Origin of the sequence: Sphingopyxis solisilvae (assembly GCF_015475875.1) — a bacterium.
Taxonomy (GTDB): Bacteria; Pseudomonadota; Alphaproteobacteria; order Sphingomonadales; family Sphingomonadaceae; genus Sphingopyxis; species Sphingopyxis solisilvae.
The window spans coordinates 333,633-352,362 of the sequence record NZ_JADKYM010000001.1 but is presented as its reverse complement, the minus strand read 5'-3'; the positions used below and the strand labels follow the sequence as shown (position 1 = coordinate 352,362).

At 64.0% G+C, this 18,730-nt stretch carries 17 protein-coding genes and 1 tRNA gene; 11 read left to right on the top strand and 7 right to left on the bottom strand.

The features are described from left to right. Positions 1 to 6: 6 nt before the first annotated feature. Both dgcN and IR187_RS01790 read right to left on the bottom strand, forming a co-directional pair. Positions 7 to 1,041, bottom strand: a complete 1,035-nt coding sequence (gene dgcN, locus IR187_RS01795; protein WP_194952977.1) for an N-acetyltransferase DgcN — start codon at positions 1,039 to 1,041, stop codon at positions 7 to 9. A 94-nt stretch (positions 1,042 to 1,135) separates the two neighbouring features. Beyond that, positions 1,136 to 2,020, bottom strand: a complete 885-nt coding sequence (locus IR187_RS01790) for a LysR family transcriptional regulator (protein WP_194952976.1) — start codon at positions 2,018 to 2,020, stop codon at positions 1,136 to 1,138. A 241-nt stretch (positions 2,021 to 2,261) separates the two neighbouring features. Between IR187_RS01790 and IR187_RS01785 the strand changes: the two genes are divergently transcribed. Continuing rightward, positions 2,262 to 3,911, top strand: a complete 1,650-nt coding sequence (locus IR187_RS01785) for an N-acyl-D-amino-acid deacylase family protein (protein WP_194952975.1) — start codon at positions 2,262 to 2,264, stop codon at positions 3,909 to 3,911. Positions 3,912 to 3,924: 13 nt separating this feature from the next. On the opposite strand, the gene IR187_RS01780 is transcribed toward IR187_RS01785, so the two are convergent. Continuing rightward, positions 3,925 to 4,014, bottom strand: a tRNA-Ser gene (locus IR187_RS01780). Between the two features lie 145 nt (positions 4,015 to 4,159). On the opposite strand from IR187_RS01780, the gene IR187_RS01775 reads away from it, so the two are divergent. The 10 genes from IR187_RS01775 to mazG all read left to right on the top strand — a co-directional run bounded on the left by IR187_RS01775 (position 4,160) and on the right by mazG (position 13,039). Continuing rightward, a complete protein-coding gene (locus IR187_RS01775; protein WP_194952974.1) occupies positions 4,160 to 5,224 on the top strand; it encodes a lytic murein transglycosylase in 1,065 nt (354 codons plus the stop codon). Next, positions 5,208 to 6,167: a septal ring lytic transglycosylase RlpA family protein gene (locus IR187_RS01770; RefSeq protein ID WP_194952973.1), complete on the top strand. Its 960-nt coding sequence runs from the start codon at positions 5,208 to 5,210 to the stop codon at positions 6,165 to 6,167. Before IR187_RS01775 ends, IR187_RS01770 begins: the two co-directional genes overlap by 17 nt. 66 nt (positions 6,168 to 6,233) lie before the next feature. After that, a complete protein-coding gene (locus tag IR187_RS01765; RefSeq protein ID WP_324187623.1) occupies positions 6,234 to 7,112 on the top strand; it encodes a D-alanyl-D-alanine carboxypeptidase family protein in 879 nt (292 codons plus the stop codon). Between the two features lie 109 nt (positions 7,113 to 7,221). Beyond that, the gene (tmk, locus tag IR187_RS01760; protein ID WP_194952971.1) at positions 7,222 to 7,842 is read left to right on the top strand and encodes a dTMP kinase; all 621 of its coding nucleotides are present in this window, start codon (positions 7,222 to 7,224) and stop codon (positions 7,840 to 7,842) included. Beyond that, positions 7,833 to 8,819 (top strand): DNA polymerase III subunit delta', encoded by a 987-nt coding sequence (locus tag IR187_RS01755; protein WP_228765446.1) that lies wholly within the window; start codon positions 7,833 to 7,835, stop codon positions 8,817 to 8,819. The genes tmk and IR187_RS01755 overlap by 10 nt, the downstream gene beginning before the upstream one ends. 54 nt (positions 8,820 to 8,873) lie before the next feature. Beyond that, complete coding sequence (metG, locus tag IR187_RS01750; RefSeq protein ID WP_194952970.1) at positions 8,874 to 10,451, top strand: methionine--tRNA ligase; 1,578 nt, start codon at positions 8,874 to 8,876, stop codon at positions 10,449 to 10,451. Then, the gene (locus IR187_RS01745; protein ID WP_194952969.1) at positions 10,451 to 11,227 is read left to right on the top strand and encodes a TatD family hydrolase; all 777 of its coding nucleotides are present in this window, start codon (positions 10,451 to 10,453) and stop codon (positions 11,225 to 11,227) included. Before metG ends, IR187_RS01745 begins: the two co-directional genes overlap by 1 nt. Positions 11,228 to 11,240: 13 nt before the next feature. Further along, positions 11,241 to 12,005 (top strand): MBL fold metallo-hydrolase, encoded by a 765-nt coding sequence (locus tag IR187_RS01740; protein ID WP_194952968.1) that lies wholly within the window; start codon positions 11,241 to 11,243, stop codon positions 12,003 to 12,005. Further along, positions 12,002 to 12,178 (top strand): hypothetical protein, encoded by a 177-nt coding sequence (locus tag IR187_RS01735; protein WP_194952967.1) that lies wholly within the window; start codon positions 12,002 to 12,004, stop codon positions 12,176 to 12,178. The genes IR187_RS01740 and IR187_RS01735 overlap by 4 nt, the downstream gene beginning before the upstream one ends. Before the next feature lie 132 nt (positions 12,179 to 12,310). Then, positions 12,311 to 13,039: a nucleoside triphosphate pyrophosphohydrolase gene (mazG, locus tag IR187_RS01730; protein ID WP_228765445.1), complete on the top strand. Its 729-nt coding sequence runs from the start codon at positions 12,311 to 12,313 to the stop codon at positions 13,037 to 13,039. Here the strand turns inward: mazG and hflX are convergent. The 4 genes from hflX to IR187_RS01710 form a co-directional block, all read right to left on the bottom strand. Further along, on the bottom strand, positions 13,014 to 14,354 hold the full coding sequence (gene hflX / locus IR187_RS01725) for a GTPase HflX (RefSeq protein WP_194953041.1): 1,341 nt from the start codon (positions 14,352 to 14,354) through the stop codon (positions 13,014 to 13,016). The genes mazG and hflX overlap by 26 nt on opposite strands. Positions 14,355 to 14,362: 8 nt before the next feature. Next, positions 14,363 to 14,899: an RNA chaperone Hfq gene (hfq, locus tag IR187_RS01720; protein WP_194953040.1), complete on the bottom strand. Its 537-nt coding sequence runs from the start codon at positions 14,897 to 14,899 to the stop codon at positions 14,363 to 14,365. Positions 14,900 to 14,983: 84 nt separating this feature from the next. Next, a complete protein-coding gene (gene ntrX / locus IR187_RS01715; protein ID WP_194952965.1) occupies positions 14,984 to 16,363 on the bottom strand; it encodes a nitrogen assimilation response regulator NtrX in 1,380 nt (459 codons plus the stop codon). Further along, positions 16,353 to 18,644, bottom strand: a complete 2,292-nt coding sequence (locus IR187_RS01710; protein ID WP_228765444.1) for a sensor histidine kinase — start codon at positions 18,642 to 18,644, stop codon at positions 16,353 to 16,355. Before IR187_RS01710 ends, ntrX begins: the two co-directional genes overlap by 11 nt. Positions 18,645 to 18,730: the final 86 nt, after the last annotated feature.

Here is an 18,730-nt window from a genome sequence, read left to right as displayed (position 1 = left end):
CAGGCGTCAGGCGGTTTGCACAGCGGCGGGCACCGCGGCTTCGACGCCCAGCAACCGGTCGAGGATCGTCTCGACACCGAAACGATAGGGGTCGCTCGTTGGCAACCCGGACTCGGCCTCGGTGCGCGCACAAAGCGCCGCTGCCTCGGCTTCGGGCATCGCCGATGTGTTGAGCGCGATTCCGACCATCCGCACATTGGCGCTGGTGAGCCGCGCCGCACGAAGATTGGCTTCGATACAGTCGCCGATCCCCGGTAGCTTATAGTGCGGCAGCCCGCGCATATGCGGCCGCACGGGGTCGTGACACAGCACCAGCGCCTCCGGCTGGGCGCCGTGGATCAGGCCCATCGACACGCCGGCAAAGGAGGGATGATAGAGCGAACCCTGTCCCTCGATCAGATCCCAGCCATCGTCGCTGCGCGCGGGCGAAATCTGTTCGATCGCGCCCGAGATAAAGTCGGCAATCACCGCGTCGAGCGGCACGCCATCGCCCGCAATCAGGATACCGGTCTGGCCGGTCGCGCGGAAATCGGCCGTGACGCCCCGTTTTTCGAGCGCGCGGGCAAGGCAGAGCGTGGTGTACATCTTGCCAACCGAGCAGTCGGTGCCGACCGTGAGCAGCCGCCTGCCAGCCCGCGGCTTGCCATTGCCGATCGGAATGTCGGGCCGCGGTTCGCGTACGTCGTGCAGCTTGCGGCCCAGCCGTGCCGCCGCCTCTGCCAGCCGCGGTTCGGCATTCAGGCGTTGATGGAGGCCAGAGGCGATGTCCAGCCCTGCTTCCAGCGCGGCAAGCGCATCGACGATCAGCGCATCGCCCAGCTTGCCGCCCGCATTGGCGATCCCCAACACGAGCGTTTTCGCGCCTGCCGCCCGCGCCGCAGCGAAATCCATGCGCGGCAGGTCAAGGGTCAGCGTACAATCGTCGTGCCGATATTCACCGACACAGATTTCCGGCCGAAACACCGCGAGCCCGCGCGAAGTCTTGATATCGGCGGGATCGGTCGAATGGCCCAGATAGAGAAGATAGGGGGTAGCAATCATGACGTGCAAAACCTGCGTGACTGGAAAGGCGCCATTTCTATCCCCGCCCGGCGGCTTGCCCAATATCCAGCGCCTCATATCCTATAGCCTGATGCTATAATCCTTCGATCACCGTCGCCAGCACGTCGAGGAACGCCGACGCCGTTTTCGACGGCGGGCGGTTCTGCAAATAGACCGCATTGATGTCGAAGGTGATCGCAGGCTGAAGCGGGCGGCTCGCCAGACCTGGCGCCAGCACGGCATGCGCGGTGAAATTATCGACGATCGCCATGCCGACGCCGGCCCCGACGAGCGCGGCAGCGACATAATAGGTACGCGCCGAGATCACCTCGTCGAGCGTGACTTCCAGCCGGCTGAGCTCGCTCGACAACATCCGGCCGATCGGCCCGTTCTGAACCGGACTGATGAATTTGTGACCGCGCAGCTCGTCGAGGTGCAGGCGCGGCGGCGCGGCCGGCATGTCCAGCTCGCGATAGATGACGACCAGTTCGCCCTCGCCGATGACCTGGTGCGCGACGGGCGCCGACAGCGGCACTTCGAACCCGACCGCGATGTCGGTTTCATGTTCGTAGAGTTTCCGGACCATTTCATCGTGATGCAACGTCTGCAGATCGAACATCACGTCTTCATGGTCGCCGAGGAAGCGGGCCACGGCCGCAGGAATCGCTCCAAGGCCGAGCGAAGGCAGCGCCGATATCCGCAGCAACCCGCCGCGGCCATGCCGCAGATTCTGACATGCCTGGCGCAGCGAGCGCACCCGGTCCTGAATGTCCGACACCTCGGCAAACAAGGTGTGCGCGTCCTGCGTCGGGATCAGCCGACCTTTCGACCGTTCGAACAGCGTCAGCCCGATTGACCGTTCGGCATGACGCAACACCTTCGTTACCGACGGCTGCGACACGTTGAGCGCGCGCGCGGCGGCGCTGACCGTCCCGTGCAGGAACACCGCATGAAAGATCTCGATCTGGCGAAGGTTCATTCGAAAGCTGTTCCTGATCGCTGTGAGCGGGTGGCGACCCACCTCGTCGTTCGCCGCACGAATTCCGCCGACAGTGACGGTCAGCCGACATTATGCCATCGGGTTATGGGCGCGGCAACACCCCTGTCTGGACCGCCGCCTGTCGTTCGGGACATTCTTGGCCGCGCAATGCACGGGCAATATGGTCGCCCGGATTCGGTCGTGCCCCTGTTACGCGGCGATTTGTCGAAAAGTGATGCCAATGCCCAGATCCTTCAACGCCACATCCGTCAGGCGATCCTTAGTTCTTCTGTCGTCGCTGGCGGCGATTCTGGGCACGGTCGGCGCCGGAGCCAGTCCGGGCGACACCGTCGATGTCATCATTCGCGGCGGCACGATCCACGACGGCGGGGAAGGCATCGCTTTCGTCGGTGACGTGGCGATCCGCGACGACCGGATCGTCGCGGTCGGACCGTCGGTCCGCCAGCGGGCCAAGCGCGTGATCGACGCGACGGGCATGATCGTCGCACCCGGGTTTATCGACCCGCACACCCACGCCGATGCTTTGCTGCGGTCACCGGAGCAACAGGCAAGGCTGAACGCGCCGTGGCTTTATCAGGGGGTCAGCACGGTCATGATCGGGGTCGACGGGGGCGGAACGCCCGATGTTGCCGCCGATGCGGCGCGGCTGACCCAATCGGGGATCGGCACCAATGTCGTTCCTTTCGTCGGCTTCGGTCCCGTGCGGCAGCGCGTGCTGGGGCAGGATGCGCGAGCACCGACCGACGCCGAACTTGGCGAGATGAAGGCCTTGGTCGCCAAGGGAATGTGCGAGGGCGCGATCGGTTTTTCGGCGGGGCTTTTCTATGCGCCGCAAAGCTTTGCGACGACCGCCGAAGTTATCGCGGTCGCGCGCGAAGCCGCGGACCGCGGCGGCATTTACGACACACATCAGCGCGACGAATCGAGTTACAGCATCGGCTTGCTCGGTTCGGTCAGGGAAGCGATCGAAATCGGCAGCCAGGCCGGCATGCCGGTCCATTTCGCGCATCTGAAAGCGCTCGGCATCGACGTTCACGGCCGGGCCGCAGCGGTGATATCCGAAATCGAGCGTGCGCGGGCCGAGGGCGTCGAGGTGACCGCCGACCAATATCCGTGGCTCGCGTCGGGAACGAATCTCGACGCCGCACTGCTGCCGCGCTGGGCGGTGGACGGCGGCGGGGCGGCGCTGCTCGCGCGGCTCGACGACCCGGCAATGCTTGCGCGCATCCGCAATGAAATGCAGGAAAATCTGCGGCGACGTGGCGGCGCAAAGGCGTTGCTGCTGATCGGCCAGGGATTTCCCTGGGTCGGAAAAACGCTGGAGGAGGTCGCCGACGAATGGAAACTCGACAGCCGCGATGCCGCGCTGCGGATCATCCGGCAGAGCGTGAACGAGAAACTGCGCGGCGAACGCGGCGGTGGCACCGCCATTGCGTCGTTCAACATGGCGCAGGCGGACGTCGACCTGTTCATGCAACAGCCCTGGATGGTGACCTCGTCCGACGGATCGGCGGGTCACCCGCGCATGTTCGCCAGCTTCCCGGAAAAATATGTCCGCTATGTCCGCGAACGGCAGGTCATAAACCTTGCGACCTTCATCCGCCAATCAACAGGGCGGACGGCCGACATCTACAAACTCGACCGCCGCGGCTATCTGCGGCCCGGCTATCACGCCGATGTCGTGATATTCGACCCCGCCGGCTATGCCCCGCGCGCCGATTATCTCCGCCCCCGCGAACTCACCGTCGGAGTTCGCCACCTGTTCGTGAACGGCCAGGCGGCGATTGAAAACGGGCAGGCAACGGGCGTCGCCGCCGGTCGCGCCCTGCTGCGTCCGCGCCCCGCCAATTGCCCGGTACCGGCGTCGTGAGTTGCAAGATATCTGGCGGACAGGGTGGGATTCGAACCCACGGTGAGCTTCCACCCACGGCGGTTTTCAAGACCGCTGCCTTAAACCACTCGGCCACCTGTCCGCGACCCCGCCGCCATAGCGCGCTGCCGCCGGGCGGCAAGAAAAACATTGGCGGCTCGACCTGCCGCGCGAATGACTCGGCTCGTCTTGTCGCATCCTAGCCAAGTGGCTCGCATCTGTGCGAGACACGCCCTATGGGTGGGGTCATGACGCACGCTATCAAACTTAAATTCGGGCGCCTTTTGGGCGTCGCATCTGCGGTTCTGTCGGCCTGGCTGCTCACCGCCTCGGCGCCGCTTCACGCGCAGAGCGGCGACAGCGGCTTCGATGCCTATGTGCAATCGCTGTGGCCCAAGGCGCAAGCGCGGGGCGTTTCGCGCCAGACTTTTGACCGGGTGACGGCGGGACTGCGTTACAACCCGCGGGTGATTGCCTTGGACCGCGACAATCTGGGCACGCCGCCCACCGCCGACACCCCGATTCCGAATTTTGCGCCGTACAAGGCACGGCACGTCGACGCGGCGCGGATCAATGGCGGACGGCGCGTCCATGACCGGCTGTTGCCGCTACTGTCGCGGATCGAGGCGCGGACCGGCGTACCGACTAGTATCATGATCGCGATATACGGGCATGAAACGGCCTATGGCCAAGTGACCGGCAGTTTCGACCTGCCCGAAGCGCTCGCGACCCTCGCCTATGAAGGACGCCGTCGTAGCCTGTTCGAACCCGAATTTCTGGCGACGCTGGAAATGGTCGAAAAGGGCGTGCCGCGCAGCGTGTTGAAGGGCAGCTGGGCCGGTGCCTTTGGTTATCCGCAGTTCCTGCCTTCGGTGTATCTGGCGGTGGCCGAGGACGGCGACGGCGACGGGCGCGCCGAAATCTGGTCGAGCGAAGCCGATGCAATCGAATCGATCGGCGCCTATCTCCGCCGCGCCGGTTGGCGCGCGGGGCAGCCATGGGGCGTGGCCGTCACCGTCCCCGGCGGTTTCGACCGCAGCCGCGTCGCAAGCCGCCTCAGCCCGACACGCTGCCCGCGCGTCTTTGCGCGCCACAGTCGCTGGCGCTCGATGGCCGAATGGCGCGCCGACGGCATCCAGCCCGTCGGTGGCCGCTGGCCCGACGGCCAGATTCAGGCCGTGCTGCTCGAACCCGACGGCCCCGGCCGGACCGCTTATTTGCTGACCGGTAACTATCGTGCGATATTGGACTATAATTGTTCCAATTTTTACGCACTATCAGTGGGGCTGCTGGCGGATGAAATCGATCGTTAAGAACAGCGCGCTTTGGGCCGGGTCTGCACTGATCCTGACCGGTTGCGGTGGTATCGAGGGGCGCGGCGAGGGACGGGCGGTCCCGGCCGCGCCGCCGGCCGAGGCGGTCACCGGGGTTAGCGATACGCCGGTCAAGATCGGCGAGCCCTATACGATCGGCGGCGTGACCTATACGCCCGCCGACGTCGCCGATTATGACGATGTCGGCTATGCCAGCTGGTACGGCGACGAGCTCGCCGGGCGACCGACTGCAAACGGCGAAATCTTCAATCCCGATGCCATCAGCGCCGCGCACAAGACGCTTCCGCTGCCTAGCTATGTCGAAGTGACCGCGCTCGATACCGGACGCACCATCCTCGTCCGTGTCAACGACCGTGGTCCGATGGCCGGCGATCGGCTGATCGACCTGTCGCGCGGCGCCGCCGAACAGCTTGGGCTGACCGAGGGGCTCTCGGCCGTCCGGGTGCGGCGCACCAACCCGCCGGCCGCCGAGCGCGCACAGTTGCGTGCCGGTCGTCCGGTTCCCGAACGCATCGTGACGCCCGATTCGCTGCTGTCGATCCTGCGCACCAAGCTCAAGGCTTTGCCGGCACCCAAATCCGCCGAAGCTGCGCCGGTCACGAACCAGCCCGCCGCGCCGGTGGCATCGGGCAAGGCGAAACCGGGCGACGACCGAATGGAGGTTCGCGGCGCAGCACCGGCGAAAACAGTCCCGCCCGCGGCACCGGCGGCGGGCGGCAAGTTCGCCGTTCAGGTCGGAGCGTTCAGCAGCGAAGCCCGCGCCAATAGCGTGGCACAAACCGTCGGCGGCACCGTAAGTCCGGCTGGAAAGCTGTGGCGGGTTCGCATGGGGCCGTTCGCCAGCGAGGCCGAGGCGCGCACGGCGCTCGCCCAGGCCCGTGGCAAGGGTTTCCGCGACGCCATGCTCCAGCGCGAACGCTAACGCCCGAGGGTGACTGAAGAACGCACAATATCAACCGCGTGCTGCCTGCTGTTAGCAGCCGCCGTCATGATGTCGATCGCGACATCGGGCGCCGCTTCGGCGCAATCGCCAAACAAGCCTCCGGCGGCGTCCGCTCCATCCTTTGTAACCGACGCCCCGGTGGTCATGATCAAAGATATGGGTTCGGGTGAAGTGCTTTTCGCGCGCGGTGCCGACAAACGGTTTGCCCCGGCTTCGATGGTCAAGGTGATGACCGCCTATGTCGTACTCGACATGGTGAAGCGCGGTGAACTGACGCGCGACCGGCGTTTCACGGTCAGCGAGGCGACATGGAAGACGTGGTCCGCGCGGGAGCGCGCTTCGAAAATGTTCCTTCGCGCGGGGGAGCGGGTTTCGGTCGATGACCTGCTGAAAGGGCTGATAACTGTTTCCGGAAATGACGCGGCCTCGACGCTCGCCGTCGGTATCGATGGAAGCGAACAGGCCTTTGTCAAAAGAATGAACGATATAGCAGCAAGGTTGGGGATGACGTCGAGCCGGTTCGGGACCGCCAGCGGCTGGCCGGACGGGGGAGTCACGAAAGTCAGCGCCAACGATATGCTATTGCTGGCCGAACGGCTGATTCGCGACCATCCGTCAGATTATGCGCGCTATTTCGGGATGCCAAGGCTCCAACACGGGACTTCGCCCGACGGCAAGCCGATTGTCCAGCCGAACCGCAATCCGATCCTGGGTCGTGTCGCGGGCGCCGACGGGCTGAAAACCGGCTACACCGCCGAGGCGGGCTATTGCTTGCTGGGGTCCGCCAAACGCGACAGCCGCCGACTGATTGTCATCATCGCCGGACTGCCCAGCGAAAAAGCACGGCGCGAAGAGGCAGAACGCCTGTTCCGCTGGGGATTTTCGACCCCGGCGGCGAGCCGGGGTCGCAGCGCCGCAAAGTAAAGCATCGGTGCGCTGCTGCGCGGCGCCGTGATGACAAAGCGCGTCGGGGCGGCTACCGCACTATCATGCGCCACATCAACGCCAACGCTGTTACGCAGGAGCCTCGGGCGTGACGCGCGGACGCTTTGTTTCGCTGGAGGGCGGAGAAGGGGTCGGCAAATCGACCCAGCTGCGCGCGCTCGCCGCCGCTATCGCGGCGCACGGCATCGAGGTGGTGGCAACGCGCGAGCCGGGCGGCAGCGCCGGTGCTGAGGCGATCCGTACACTGCTCATGGAAGGCAGCGACGACCGCTGGAATGCGCGTAGCGAAGCGTTGCTCTTCGCCGCCGCGCGCGCCGACCATGTGGCGCGCACGATCGTGCCCGCGCTTGCCCGCGGCGCCTGGGTGCTGTGTGACCGGTTCGTCGATTCCAGCCGCGCCTATCAGGGCGGCGGCGGCGGATTGACCGATGCCGATGTCATGGCGCTGCACCGTGTCGGATCGCAGGGATTGCTCCCCGACCGGACGTTCTTGCTGACCGTCAGCACTGCCGAGGCCGCGCGCCGCGTCACCGAACGCGGCGAAACCGACCGGATGGGCAGCAAACCCGCCGACTATCAGGAGCGTTTGGCCACCCGCTTTGCCGAAATGGCCCGCGCCGAACCCGATCGGTGGCGGCTGGTCGATGCCGATTTGCCGGCCTCAGACGTGACCGCGGCCATCATGGCGGAGCTGGCCGAATGGCTATGATCGGGCATCAGGGCCCCGAAGCCGCGTTTCTCGACGGCTGGCGCAGCGGTCGGCTGCATCATGCCTGGCTGCTCGCGGGTCCGCAGGGGATGGGCAAGGCGGCATTTGCCGCGCGCGCGGCGCGTTTCCTCGTCACCCATCGTGCGGGCGCCGCCGGAGCTGTTACCACGCTCGACGATCCCGGCGACGAAATCGCGGCGCGACTGGTCGATGCCGGCAACCATCCCGAAATCCTTCGTCTCGAGCGGCAAGTGAAGGAAAAGGGCAAGGATCTGGCGCGTAACATCACGATAGAGCAGGTGCGGCAAATGATCCGCCGCCTGCACCTGTCGCTGTCGCTGGGCGAGTGGCGGGTTATCATTGTCGATGCGATCGACGATCTGGAAACCGACGCTGCCAACGCGTTGCTCAAAACGCTGGAGGAGCCGCCGGCAAAGACGCTGTTCCTGCTGGTCAGCCATTCGCAGGGTCGGTTGTTGCCGACGATCCGGTCGCGATGCCGAATCCTGCGATTTCAACCCGTTGAGCATGACGTCATGACCGCATGGCTGCACGCATTGCGGCCGATGCTCGATATCGCCGACGTGCGCGCGATCGTCGCGGCGGCAGGGGGTGTCCCCGGCAAGGCGCTGGCGCTGGTCGACAGCGATGTCGCCGCGATGGAAAAGAAGCTGCTCGCGATTGCGGCGAGCGGCGATCCCGAAAACCGCCTTCGCGAAGCGTTGGCGCGCGAGGTTGGCGGCACCAGCAATCGCCCCCGCCTGGAACTGGTCATCGACATCGTCCCGGGCTTGCTTGCCCGCATCGCACGCGAACGATCTGCCAGCGATGTCGCGCCGGTGCTGGCGCAGTGGGAGCGCGTCCAGCGCACGGTCCGCGATGCGATCCGCGGCTCGTATGACGGAGCGATGGTGGGGTTCGAGATCGGAAATTGCCTTGCCGAACTGGCCCCGCGCACACGGGAACCATTGCGCTGACAGGGGAGGGGGAGAATACTTCCCCTGCCGCGCTGCAGCGGCTAAGGCGCGGCCATGTCCGAAAACAAAGCTCCCTTCTATATCACCACGGCGATCAGCTATCCCAACGGCCGCCCGCATATCGGCCATGCCTATGAAGCGATCGCCACCGACGTCATGGCGCGGTTCCAGCGTTCTCGCGGCCGCGATGTCCGGATGGTCACGGGCACCGACGAGCACGGGCTGAAGATGTTCCAGACCGCCCGCGATCAGGGCCGGGCGACGATCGATCTCGCCGATGAAATGTCCGAATATTTCCGTGAGATGTATGCCAAGCTGAATATCAGCTATGACAATTTCATGCGGACGTCCGACGCCGCGCATCACGCGGCTTCGCAGGCGATCTGGCGCGCGATGGAAGCCAATGGCGACCTGTATCTCGACCGCTACGAAGGCTGGTATTCGGTGCGCGACGAAGCCTTTTACGACGAGAGCGAGCTGGCGGAGGGGGAAGGGGGCATACGCCTCTCGCCCCAGGGCACCCCGGTCGAATGGACCGTCGAGGAAAGCTGGTTCTTTCGCCTGTCCGTCTATCAGGACCGGCTGCTCGCGCTTTACCGCGATCAACCCGATTTCATCCGCCCCGAAAGCCGTCGCAACGAGGTGTTGCGGTTCGTCGAGGGCGGGCTGAAGGATCTCAGCGTTTCGCGCACCAGTTTCGACTGGGGGGTGCCGGTGCCGGGATCGCCCGGTCACGTGATGTATGTGTGGGTCGATGCGTTGACGACCTATCTCTCCGGGCTCGGCTATCCCGATACGGACGGCGATTTCGGCAAATTCTGGCCGGCCAACATCCACATGATCGGCAAGGATATCGTGCGCTTTCACACGGTGTATTGGCCGGCCTTCCTGATGAGCGCCGGCTTGCCGCTGCCAAAGCAAGTGTTCGGGCACGGCTTCCTCCTAAATCGCGGCGAAAAAATGTCGAAGTCGCTCGGCAATGTCGTCGATCCGATGGCGCTGGCCGAACAGTTCGGGGTCGACCCGCTGCGCTATTATCTGCTGCGCGAGGTCAGCTTCGGGCAGGATGGCACCTATTCCGCCGAAGCGATCGTCCGCACCGCCAATGCCGACCTTGCCAATAGTTTCGGCAATCTGGCGCAACGCAGTTTATCAATGATTTTCAAGAATCTGGACGGCGTTGTGTCGAGCGATTATGCGTCGCACGAGGATGATCGCGCGTTGATGGCGATCGTCGACGACGCCTGCCGCACCCTGCTGCCGCGCGAGTTCGAACAGCTCGCTTTCTCGGTCGGCATCGAAGAGTGGCTGCGCGCCGTCTTTGCCTGCAATCACTATGTCGACACGCAGGCACCCTGGGCTCTGCGCAAGAGCGACCCCGAACGGATGCGCGCCGTGCTGATGACGCTGTTCCAGGCGGTGCGCGCGCTGGCGATCGCCATCCGTCCGGTGGTTCCCGCCGCGGCGGACAAGCTGCTTGACCAGATGGGGGTTGCTCCGGATGCGCGCGACTTTGACGCATTGGAGGAGGCGGACTGGTTTGCGGCGCTCGCCGCGAGCGGCTTCACGGTCGGCCAGCCGGTCCCGCTGTTTCCGCGTCTCGAATTGCCCGAAGGAGCGGGGGAGGCGTAATGCTCGTCGATTCGCACTGTCACCTCAATTACAAAGGGTTGGCCGAGCAGCAGGATGAGGTGCTGGGGCGTGCGCGGGCGCGCGGTGTGACCGCAATGCTCAACATCGCCACACGCGAAAGCGAATGGGACGACGTGCTCGCGGCCGCGGAAGCCAATTCGGATGTGTGGGCGAGTGTCGGGATCCATCCGCACGACGCCGACCATCATCCCGACGTCGATACGGCCAAGCTGATCGAACGCGCGGCGCACCCGCGGGTTGTCGGCATCGGTGAAACGGGGCTCGACTATTATTACGACAAGAGCGACCGCGGGCGGCAACAGGACAGCTTTCGTCGGCATATCCATGCGTCGCAGGCCACCGGGCTGCCGGTCATCGTCCACACCCGCGATGCCGAGGCCGATACGCTGGCAATACTCGGCGAGGAAATGGCGAGGGCGGCCTTTACCGGGGTCATCCACTGCTTCACCGCCAGCGACGACTTTGCGCGCAAGGCGCTCGACCTTGGTCTGTTCATATCACTGTCGGGTATTGTGACGTTCAAAAGCGCCGCCGACCTGCAGGCGACCGCGAAATGGCTGCCGCAAGCGCGGCTGCTGATCGAAACCGACTCCCCTTTTCTCGCGCCCGTGCCGCACCGCGGCAAGACGGGAGAGCCGGCATTCGTTGCCGATACGCTGGCTTACCTGGCCGCGCTTCGCGGCGAGGACGAAGGCGCATTGGCGGCGGCGACCAGCGAAAACTTCTATCGGCTGTTCGACAAGGCGGCGCCGTGACGTCACCGTGTCCATGAAGGTCCGTATTCTCGGCTGCGGGACGTCGTCCGGCGTTCCGCGCATCGGCAATGACTGGGGGCAGTGCGACCCCGACAATCCGCGCAATTTGCGCAGCCGCGCGTCGATCCTGATCTCGCTCGGCGGCTTTCGCTTGCTCGTCGACAGCAGCCCCGACATGCGGCTCCAGCTGCTCGACGCCCGGGTCGGCGTCATCGACGGCATCATCTGGACGCACGAGCATGCCGACCATTGCCACGGTCTCGACGATTTGCGCCAAATCATGCACCTGCGCGGTTCGCTGGTACCCGCCTATGCCCGCGGCCATGTGCTTGACACGCTCAAATGGCGGTTCACCTATGCCTTTGCCGGAAATGCCGGTTATCCGGCACTGGTCGATCCAATCGACTTGCTGGATCACCAATCGATCGGGCCGATCGAGGTTTCTGCGATCGAAATGCCGCACGGTCCCATCAAAGCGAGCGGACTGATCTTTAGCGACGGTGTCCATAAAATTGGGTATGCCACTGATTTCTCGAAGTTTACGGACGAAATGGTGGACTTTTTTCAAGGCGTCGACCTGTTCGTGATTGATGCGCTGCGCCGCTATCCGCACCCGACGCATCCGCATCTGGCGATGACGTTGGAAGCGCTCGAAAAATGCGGCAATCCCCGCGCGATTATCACCCACATGGACAACACGATGGATTATGACGATCTGGCGGCCGAATTGCCGCCGGGTGTCGAACCGGGCTATGACGGGCTGGAGGTGCAATTATGAGCGGTGACACGACGGTTCAATTGCTGTGGTTCGTCGGTGCCTTTACGCTGGTGCTGAGCTCCTTGCTCGCGCGGCGATTGCCCATGGCGGACTGGTTCAAGATGGCGCTGGCGTGGGTGGCGATCTTTGGGTTGGTGTTTCTGGTTATCCGGACCTGGCAGATGGTGACGTAATCGGCCTTGCTGCAATTGCCGGGGGATCACCCCCACCCTGCATAAGACTCATAATTTAACATAATATATATTATCGGATAAATAGCTGTCGTGAACCCGCCGCAATCCCCCATCGACCGCCTGCTCGCTATCATGGCTCGGCTCCGTGACCCCGACGGTGGATGCGAATGGGATCTGGCGCAGGATTTCGCCAGCATCGTCCCCTACACGATCGAGGAAGCCTATGAGGTCGCCGACGCGATCGCCATCGGCGATCCGGCCGGCATTCGCGACGAACTTGGCGACCTGTTGCTGCAGGTCGTCTTTCACAGCCAGATTGCCCGCGACGAAGGCTTGTTCGGCTTCGACGACGTCGCCACGGCGATCGCCGACAAGATGGAGCGTCGCCACCCGCATATTTTCGGTGACAAGACGACCGACGACGTTCGTCAACAATGGGAACAAATCAAGGCCGACGAACGGGCCGCGGACGGGGCGAAAAGCGCCTTGGCGAGCGTCGCACAGTCATTGCCCGCCCTGCTGCGTGCGCAGAAATTGCAGTCGCGCGCCGCGCGCGTTGGTTTCGACTGGCCGAACACCGACGGTCCGCGCGCCAAGATCGCCGAGGAGATCGCTGAAGTCACGGCGGCACCCGATGACGCCGCCCGGCACGAGGAGGTCGGCGACCTGTTGTTCGCGGTCGTCAACTACGCTCGCCATTTGAAGATCGACGCCGAAGGCGCGCTGCGCGATGCCAATATGAAATTCGTCCGCCGTTTTGCGGCGATGGAGGATCGCGCGGGAGGGAGCCTGGCCGGCCTGTCGCTGGAGGAGCAGGAAGCGCATTGGCTCGCGGTCAAGGCGTCGGAGGCGGTTTCCTAGGCCATTGCCGGGCAAACCGCGCCGCGTCGGCAGGGTCGAGCCGGACCGTCAGGACATGCCCGTCGCCGTCGGGTTCGTCGGCAAGCACTTCGCCGCGGGCGTGCAGCCAGGCCGCCGCTTCGCCTTCATGATAAGCGACATAGATTCGCTGCACCTGGTGGAGTGCGGTCAGCCGGGCCGCCATCAGCGTCCGCGCGGCTTCCACGCCCTCGCCTGTCTCGGCGGAGGTTACCGCCACGTCGTCGCGGCGGGCCGCCAATTCCTCGATCACCGCGCGCTGCTCATCGTCGGCGAGATCGATCTTGTTCCAGATTTCGATCTGCGCCACAACCGGTGCCGCATCCCCTTCCCCCTCGTCCTGCGGGCCGTTGACGCCCAACGAGTCTAAAATCGCCTTGACGTCGTCATATTGGGCGTCGCTGTCCGGATGGACGATATCGCGGACATGGACGATCAGGTCCGCAGTCGTCACCTCCTCCAGCGTGGCGCGAAACGCCGCCACCAACTCGGTGGGCAGGTCGGACACAAAGCCGACCGTGTCGGAGAGGATCGCCTTGTCGATCCCTGGCAGGCGGATTTCGCGCATCGTCGGGTCGAGCGTGGCGAACAACAGGTCTTCCGCCATGACGTCACTTCCTGTCAAGCGATTGAAAAAGGTTGATTTACCGGCGTTGGTATAGCCAACCAGCGCGATCACCGGCCACGGCGCGCGCTGTCGTTTCGCGCGCTGAAGCTGCCGCGTTCGCCTTGCATCTTCAAGGCTACGGCGAATGCGCGCCATCCGGTTACGGATCATCCGCCGGTCGGCCTCGATCTGCGTTTCGCCGGGGCCGCCGAGGAAGCCGAAGCCGCCGCGTTGGCGCTCGAGGTGGGTCCAGCTGCGCACCAGGCGGCCCGCCTGATAATCGAGGTGGGCCAGCTCGACCTGCAACCGCCCCTCGGCGGTCGCCGCGCGCTCTCCGAAAATTTCCAGGATCAGGCCGGTCCGGTCGATCACCTTGGTACCAAAGGCGGTTTCGAGATTGCGCTGCTGGATCGGACTGAGCGCCGCGTCGACGACCACCAGCTGGACGCCGAATTTCTCGATATCGGGGGTGATCGCCTCGATCTGGCCGACGCCGAGCAAGGTGGCGGCGCGCGTTTGGCGCAGACGTAGCGTGTGGACGGCCACGACGTTCAGCCCGATCGCCAATGCGAGCCCGCGCGCCTCCTCCGCGCGCGCATCGAGGTCGCGCGGCAACCGCTGGCTATGCCATTCGGGCACGACGATCAGCGCCGCCGCGCCGCGCGTCACCTCTTCCGGGCTGTCGATAATCGTGGCGATCAGGCGTCGTCCGCTTCGCCGTCACCCTCGCCGTTATCGGTGAGGTTGATCGGGCCGTTCGGTTGCACGGTCGAGATCGCATGTTTGTAGACCAGCTGTACCTGCCGCTCGCGCTCCAAGAGCATGCAGAAAAGGTCGAAAGCAACAATATCGCCCTGCAACATCACACCGTTGACGAGAAACATCGTGACCGATTCGTCCGAGCGGCGGACGGCGTTGAGGAAGACGTCCTGCAAGGCCTTGCCCTTGCTCGCGGGCGCATCGCGCATATTGCCGCCGAGCAGCGACAGGTCAAAATCATGCGACGGCATCACCGTCGAAATGGCGTGCTTGTACACGAGCTGCGACTGGCCGTCGCGGCGAAGCAGCAGCGAAAAATTGTCAAACCAGGTGATGATACCCTGAAGCTTGACCCCCTTGACGAGGAACATCGTCACCGGCGTTTTGCTCTTGCGTAGAGCATTCAAAAAAATATCTTGGAGATTCTGGTTCTTATCGGACACATTTGCCTCCTGTTTTTGGCGGCCGGGCCGCAGTTACGCACCGGTTTTTCCGGCTCCGAAATTCGTCGTGACGCCCTCAATATGCGGCAAAGCGTGCGGCACGTCTAGCGCAAAGCCTTACCCTTCCCCCTCCGAACTCTCGGTCAGCCCCAATAGTTTCAGCTTACGGTGAAGCGCCGATCGCTCCATGCCGATGAACGCCGCGGTGCGCGAGATGTTGCCAGAAAAGCGGTTGATCTGGATTCGCAGATATTCGCGCTCGAAATTCTCGCGCGCCTCTTTCAGCGGGATCGCGGTGATCGATTCTGAATTGGGCAGAATATCGGTGCCGCCCCTTACGAGCTCGCCGGGCAACATGTCGGCGTCGATGCGCGCCAGCCGGTCGCTGGGTGCGAGGATCATCACGCGTTCGATCACATTGCGCAATTCGCGGACATTGCCTGGCCATTCATGCGCCTGCAGCGCCGCCATCGCCTCAGCGCTGATCTCGGGAGGTTGCACGCGGCGGTCGGCGGCGTAGCGCCGAACATAATGGTCGCACAGGCTGGCGATGTCGTCGCGGCGCTCGCGGAGCGGCGGGATATGGACCGGCACGACATTGAGCCGGTAATAGAGATCTTCGCGAAAGCGGCCATCGGCGATTTCGGCCATCAGATCGCGCGCCGAGCCCGAAATGATCCGCACATCGACGCGAATCATCGTGCGGCCGCCGACGCGGGTAAAGCTCTGGTCGGTCAGGACGCGCAGGATCTTGCCCTGCGTGGTCAGCGGCATGTCCGCCACTTCGTCGAGGAAAAGCGTGCCACCGTGCGCCTGTTCGAGCAGTCCGACGCGGATCGCGCCGTCGTCCGCTTCCGAACCGAAAAGTTCGGTTTCGACCGTCTCCGGATCCATTCGCGCCGACGAGATGACCCGGAACGGGGCACTGTGACGTCCGCTCCAGCCGTGCAGGACGCGCGCGGCGACCTCTTTGCCGACCCCCGCGGCGCCGGTGATCAGTACCCGGCTGCCGGTCCCCGCAACGCGCTTGAGCGTCGCGCGGACATTGTTGATCGCCGCGCTGGTCCCCGTCAGTTCGTCCGACGGCCCCGCCTTCTCACGCAATTGCTCATATTCGAACTTCAGCCGCTCATTCTCGGTCGCACGCGCGACCAGATGCAGCAGGCGCGACGCCTCGAACGGCTTTTCGATGAAGTCGAATGCACCGCGCCGGATTGCCGCGACGGCCGTGTCGAGTCCGCCGTGGCCGGAAATCACGATAATCGGTATTGTCGGATCGAACGCCTTGATCGCCTCGACCAACCCCAACCCGTCGAGCCGCGAACCCTGAAGCCAGACGTCGATCAGCGCGAGCGACGGGCGCCGCTGGCGGATAGCTTCGAGTGCCGAATCGCTGTCGGAGGCGGTGCGCGCCTCATAACCTTCGTCTTCCATGACGCCGGCGACGAGGTCGCAAATGTCGCGTTCGTCATCGACGATCAGAATATCAAGCGCCATAATCTTCTCTGTCCTGCCGGTTGCGGAGCCGCCCCGGAACCGATTCTGCCCGCGCAGTGCTCGTTTCCTCACCCGTGCCGGCCAATGCGCGCAGGCGGTCGGGGTGCAGCGTCAGCCTGACGCACGTCCCCTGCCCCGCCGGATTATCGAAAAATTCCAGTTCCCCATAATGTTGCTCGACGATCTTTTTGACGATGGCGAGGCCCAGACCGGTACCGCCTTGCCGCGTCGTCATATAAGGCTCGGCGATCGCATCGCGCGCCTGCGGCAACCCGATGCCGTCGTCGACAACGGTGATGACCAGTTCGCTCTCCTCGCCGACTTCGATCGTTGCGTCGATATGGCCGACATTTTCATCATCGGTATTTTTTTGCTTTTCTTCAATCGCTTCAACCGCATTTTTTACAATGTTCGTCATCGCTTGCGACAACAGGCGCCGGTCGCAGACCAGCGGTTCGAGCCGGTCGGGCGTGGTTACAGCGAATTGGATGTCGGGTCTTGCGACCTCGAACAGGAATACCGACTGGCGCAGGATGTCGCGAACATCCTCGACCCCGAAAGTCGGCTTGGGCATCCGTGCAAAGCTGGAAAATTCGTCGACCATCCGCCGCATATCGTGAACCTGACGAATAACGGTGTCGGTCAGTTTCTTGAACGTCGCGGCGTCGCCTTCGACCTTGTCGCCGAAACGGCGTTGGAGGCGTTCGGCGGCGAGCTGGATCGGGGTCAGCGGGTTTTTGATTTCGTGTGCGATCCGCCGCGCAACGTCGGACCAGGCGGCGCGGCGCTGGTCGAGCAACTGCTGGGTAATATCTTCAAAACTCAGTACAAAACCGTCACCCTGCGCCACCGCCTTGGCGGCAAGCGTCGCGGGTTCGGCGTTGGCGCGCGCGAGCTGAACGATCGCCTCGCGTCCCTCGCCGTTCAGCAGTTGCGCCAGTTCGGGCGCGACCTCCGACAGCGGGCGCCCGGTCAGACTGTCAACCGACTGGCCGATCAACCGCTCAGCCGCCGCATTGGCGAGCTGGATGCGGTGGTCGCGATCGACCGATACGACCGCAGACGACACGCCGCTCAGCACCGCTTCGATAAAACTGCGCCGTGCCTCCAGCTGCTCGTTGACGCTGACCAGCGTGCCGGTCTGACCCTGCAACTGTTCGGTCATGCGATTGAAGGCGCGGGTCAGCACCGAAATTTCATCGTCGCGCACGGGCGGCGTCACGCGCACCGAAAGATCGCCGCCTGCAGCCGTGCGCGTCGCCCCGATCAAGGTTCCCAAAGGCCGAACGATCCGGTCTGCGACGACGATGGCGGCAACCACCGCAAGCGCCAGCAGCAACAGCGAGCCGAGGTAGAGCGCTCCATTGAACTGGAGCTGCAACAGCTGGGACCGGTTGAATAGTGCGTTATAGTCAGCGAGAACCGTGCCCGCGCGGATCGATTGCTGAAACCCCGGCACGTTGAAATCGCGCGAGGCATAGACATAGGCGCGCTGCGCACCTGGCAAACGGGTCGCGGCTTCGATCCGGTCCGGCTGGCGAACGATCACCACCTGTTCACCCGCTTCAAGACGGCTGATCATCAACGGCGTCAGGCGATTATCGGCAGCCCGATCGTCAGGATCAATTGCCGCAGCGGTACGGGCAACACCATCGGCGCCCATCTCGATCACGGCCGATTCGTTCAGATTGCGCACAACAACTTGCTGCAGATAAAAATTTGAAAACCGAGGATCGCTCGTCGACGTACGATCGAGAAAATCGCCGAGGTCTTTCGCCATTGCGATCGTGTTGTCGCCGACCTGACGCTGGTTTTCCTGAAAATAACCTTCCGCAAGACTTGCGGCATTTTCGAACATCCCGCGTGACCGGTCGGAGAACCAGAAATCCACCCCGAACTGGAACAGCAACGACGCAAATATCACGACCAACAGCGTCGGCGCCGCCGCGATCAGCGAAAACAGCGCAACCAGACGGACGTGCAGCCGTCCGTTGCCGCCCTCCATCGATCGGACTGCGCGGGCGCGCGCGATGCGGCTGCCGATCAGCACGATCAGCGCCATCGCCGGCACCAGATTGGCCACCATGATCGCCGCGACCAGCGCCGGGGTGAGCAATTCCTCGCTTTGGGCATCGCCCGTGACGAAGGCATAGGTTGCGATGCCGATGCTGAGGATCAGCGCGAGCGTGTAATATTCGGGCGCGGCAAAGCGCCAGAAACCCGAACGCGCGTCATCGGCGGGAGAATCGGTGTCGGTCGCAGGGGGAGCCGTGAGCGCCATTGTGGCCACGCTACGACAAACCTGTTGCATAGAAAACACACAAACTGCGCTGCCCGCGATCAACAGGCGCGGCGGCAGGCTATGAA

Bases quoted from the DNA above. Each gene is read 5' to 3' on its own strand.
- dgcN (WP_194952977.1), bottom strand. From the start codon at position 1,041: ATGATTGCTACCCCCTATCTTCTCTATCTGGGCCATTCGACCGATCCC.
- IR187_RS01790 (WP_194952976.1), bottom strand. From the start codon at position 2,020: ATGAACCTTCGCCAGATCGAGATCTTTCATGCGGTGTTCCTGCACGGG.
- IR187_RS01785 (WP_194952975.1), top strand. From the start codon at position 2,262: ATGCCCAGATCCTTCAACGCCACATCCGTCAGGCGATCCTTAGTTCTT.
- IR187_RS01775 (WP_194952974.1), top strand. From the start codon at position 4,160: ATGACGCACGCTATCAAACTTAAATTCGGGCGCCTTTTGGGCGTCGCA.
- IR187_RS01770 (WP_194952973.1), top strand. From the start codon at position 5,208: ATGAAATCGATCGTTAAGAACAGCGCGCTTTGGGCCGGGTCTGCACTG.
- IR187_RS01765 (WP_324187623.1), top strand. From the start codon at position 6,234: ATGATGTCGATCGCGACATCGGGCGCCGCTTCGGCGCAATCGCCAAAC.
- IR187_RS01755 (WP_228765446.1), top strand. From the start codon at position 7,833: ATGGCTATGATCGGGCATCAGGGCCCCGAAGCCGCGTTTCTCGACGGC.
- metG (WP_194952970.1), top strand. From the start codon at position 8,874: ATGTCCGAAAACAAAGCTCCCTTCTATATCACCACGGCGATCAGCTAT.
- IR187_RS01745 (WP_194952969.1), top strand. From the start codon at position 10,451: ATGCTCGTCGATTCGCACTGTCACCTCAATTACAAAGGGTTGGCCGAG.
- IR187_RS01740 (WP_194952968.1), top strand. From the start codon at position 11,241: ATGAAGGTCCGTATTCTCGGCTGCGGGACGTCGTCCGGCGTTCCGCGC.
- IR187_RS01735 (WP_194952967.1), top strand. From the start codon at position 12,002: ATGAGCGGTGACACGACGGTTCAATTGCTGTGGTTCGTCGGTGCCTTT.
- mazG (WP_228765445.1), top strand. From the start codon at position 12,311: ATGGCTCGGCTCCGTGACCCCGACGGTGGATGCGAATGGGATCTGGCG.
- ntrX (WP_194952965.1), bottom strand. From the start codon at position 16,363: ATGGCGCTTGATATTCTGATCGTCGATGACGAACGCGACATTTGCGAC.
- IR187_RS01710 (WP_228765444.1), bottom strand. From the start codon at position 18,644: ATGGCGCTCACGGCTCCCCCTGCGACCGACACCGATTCTCCCGCCGAT.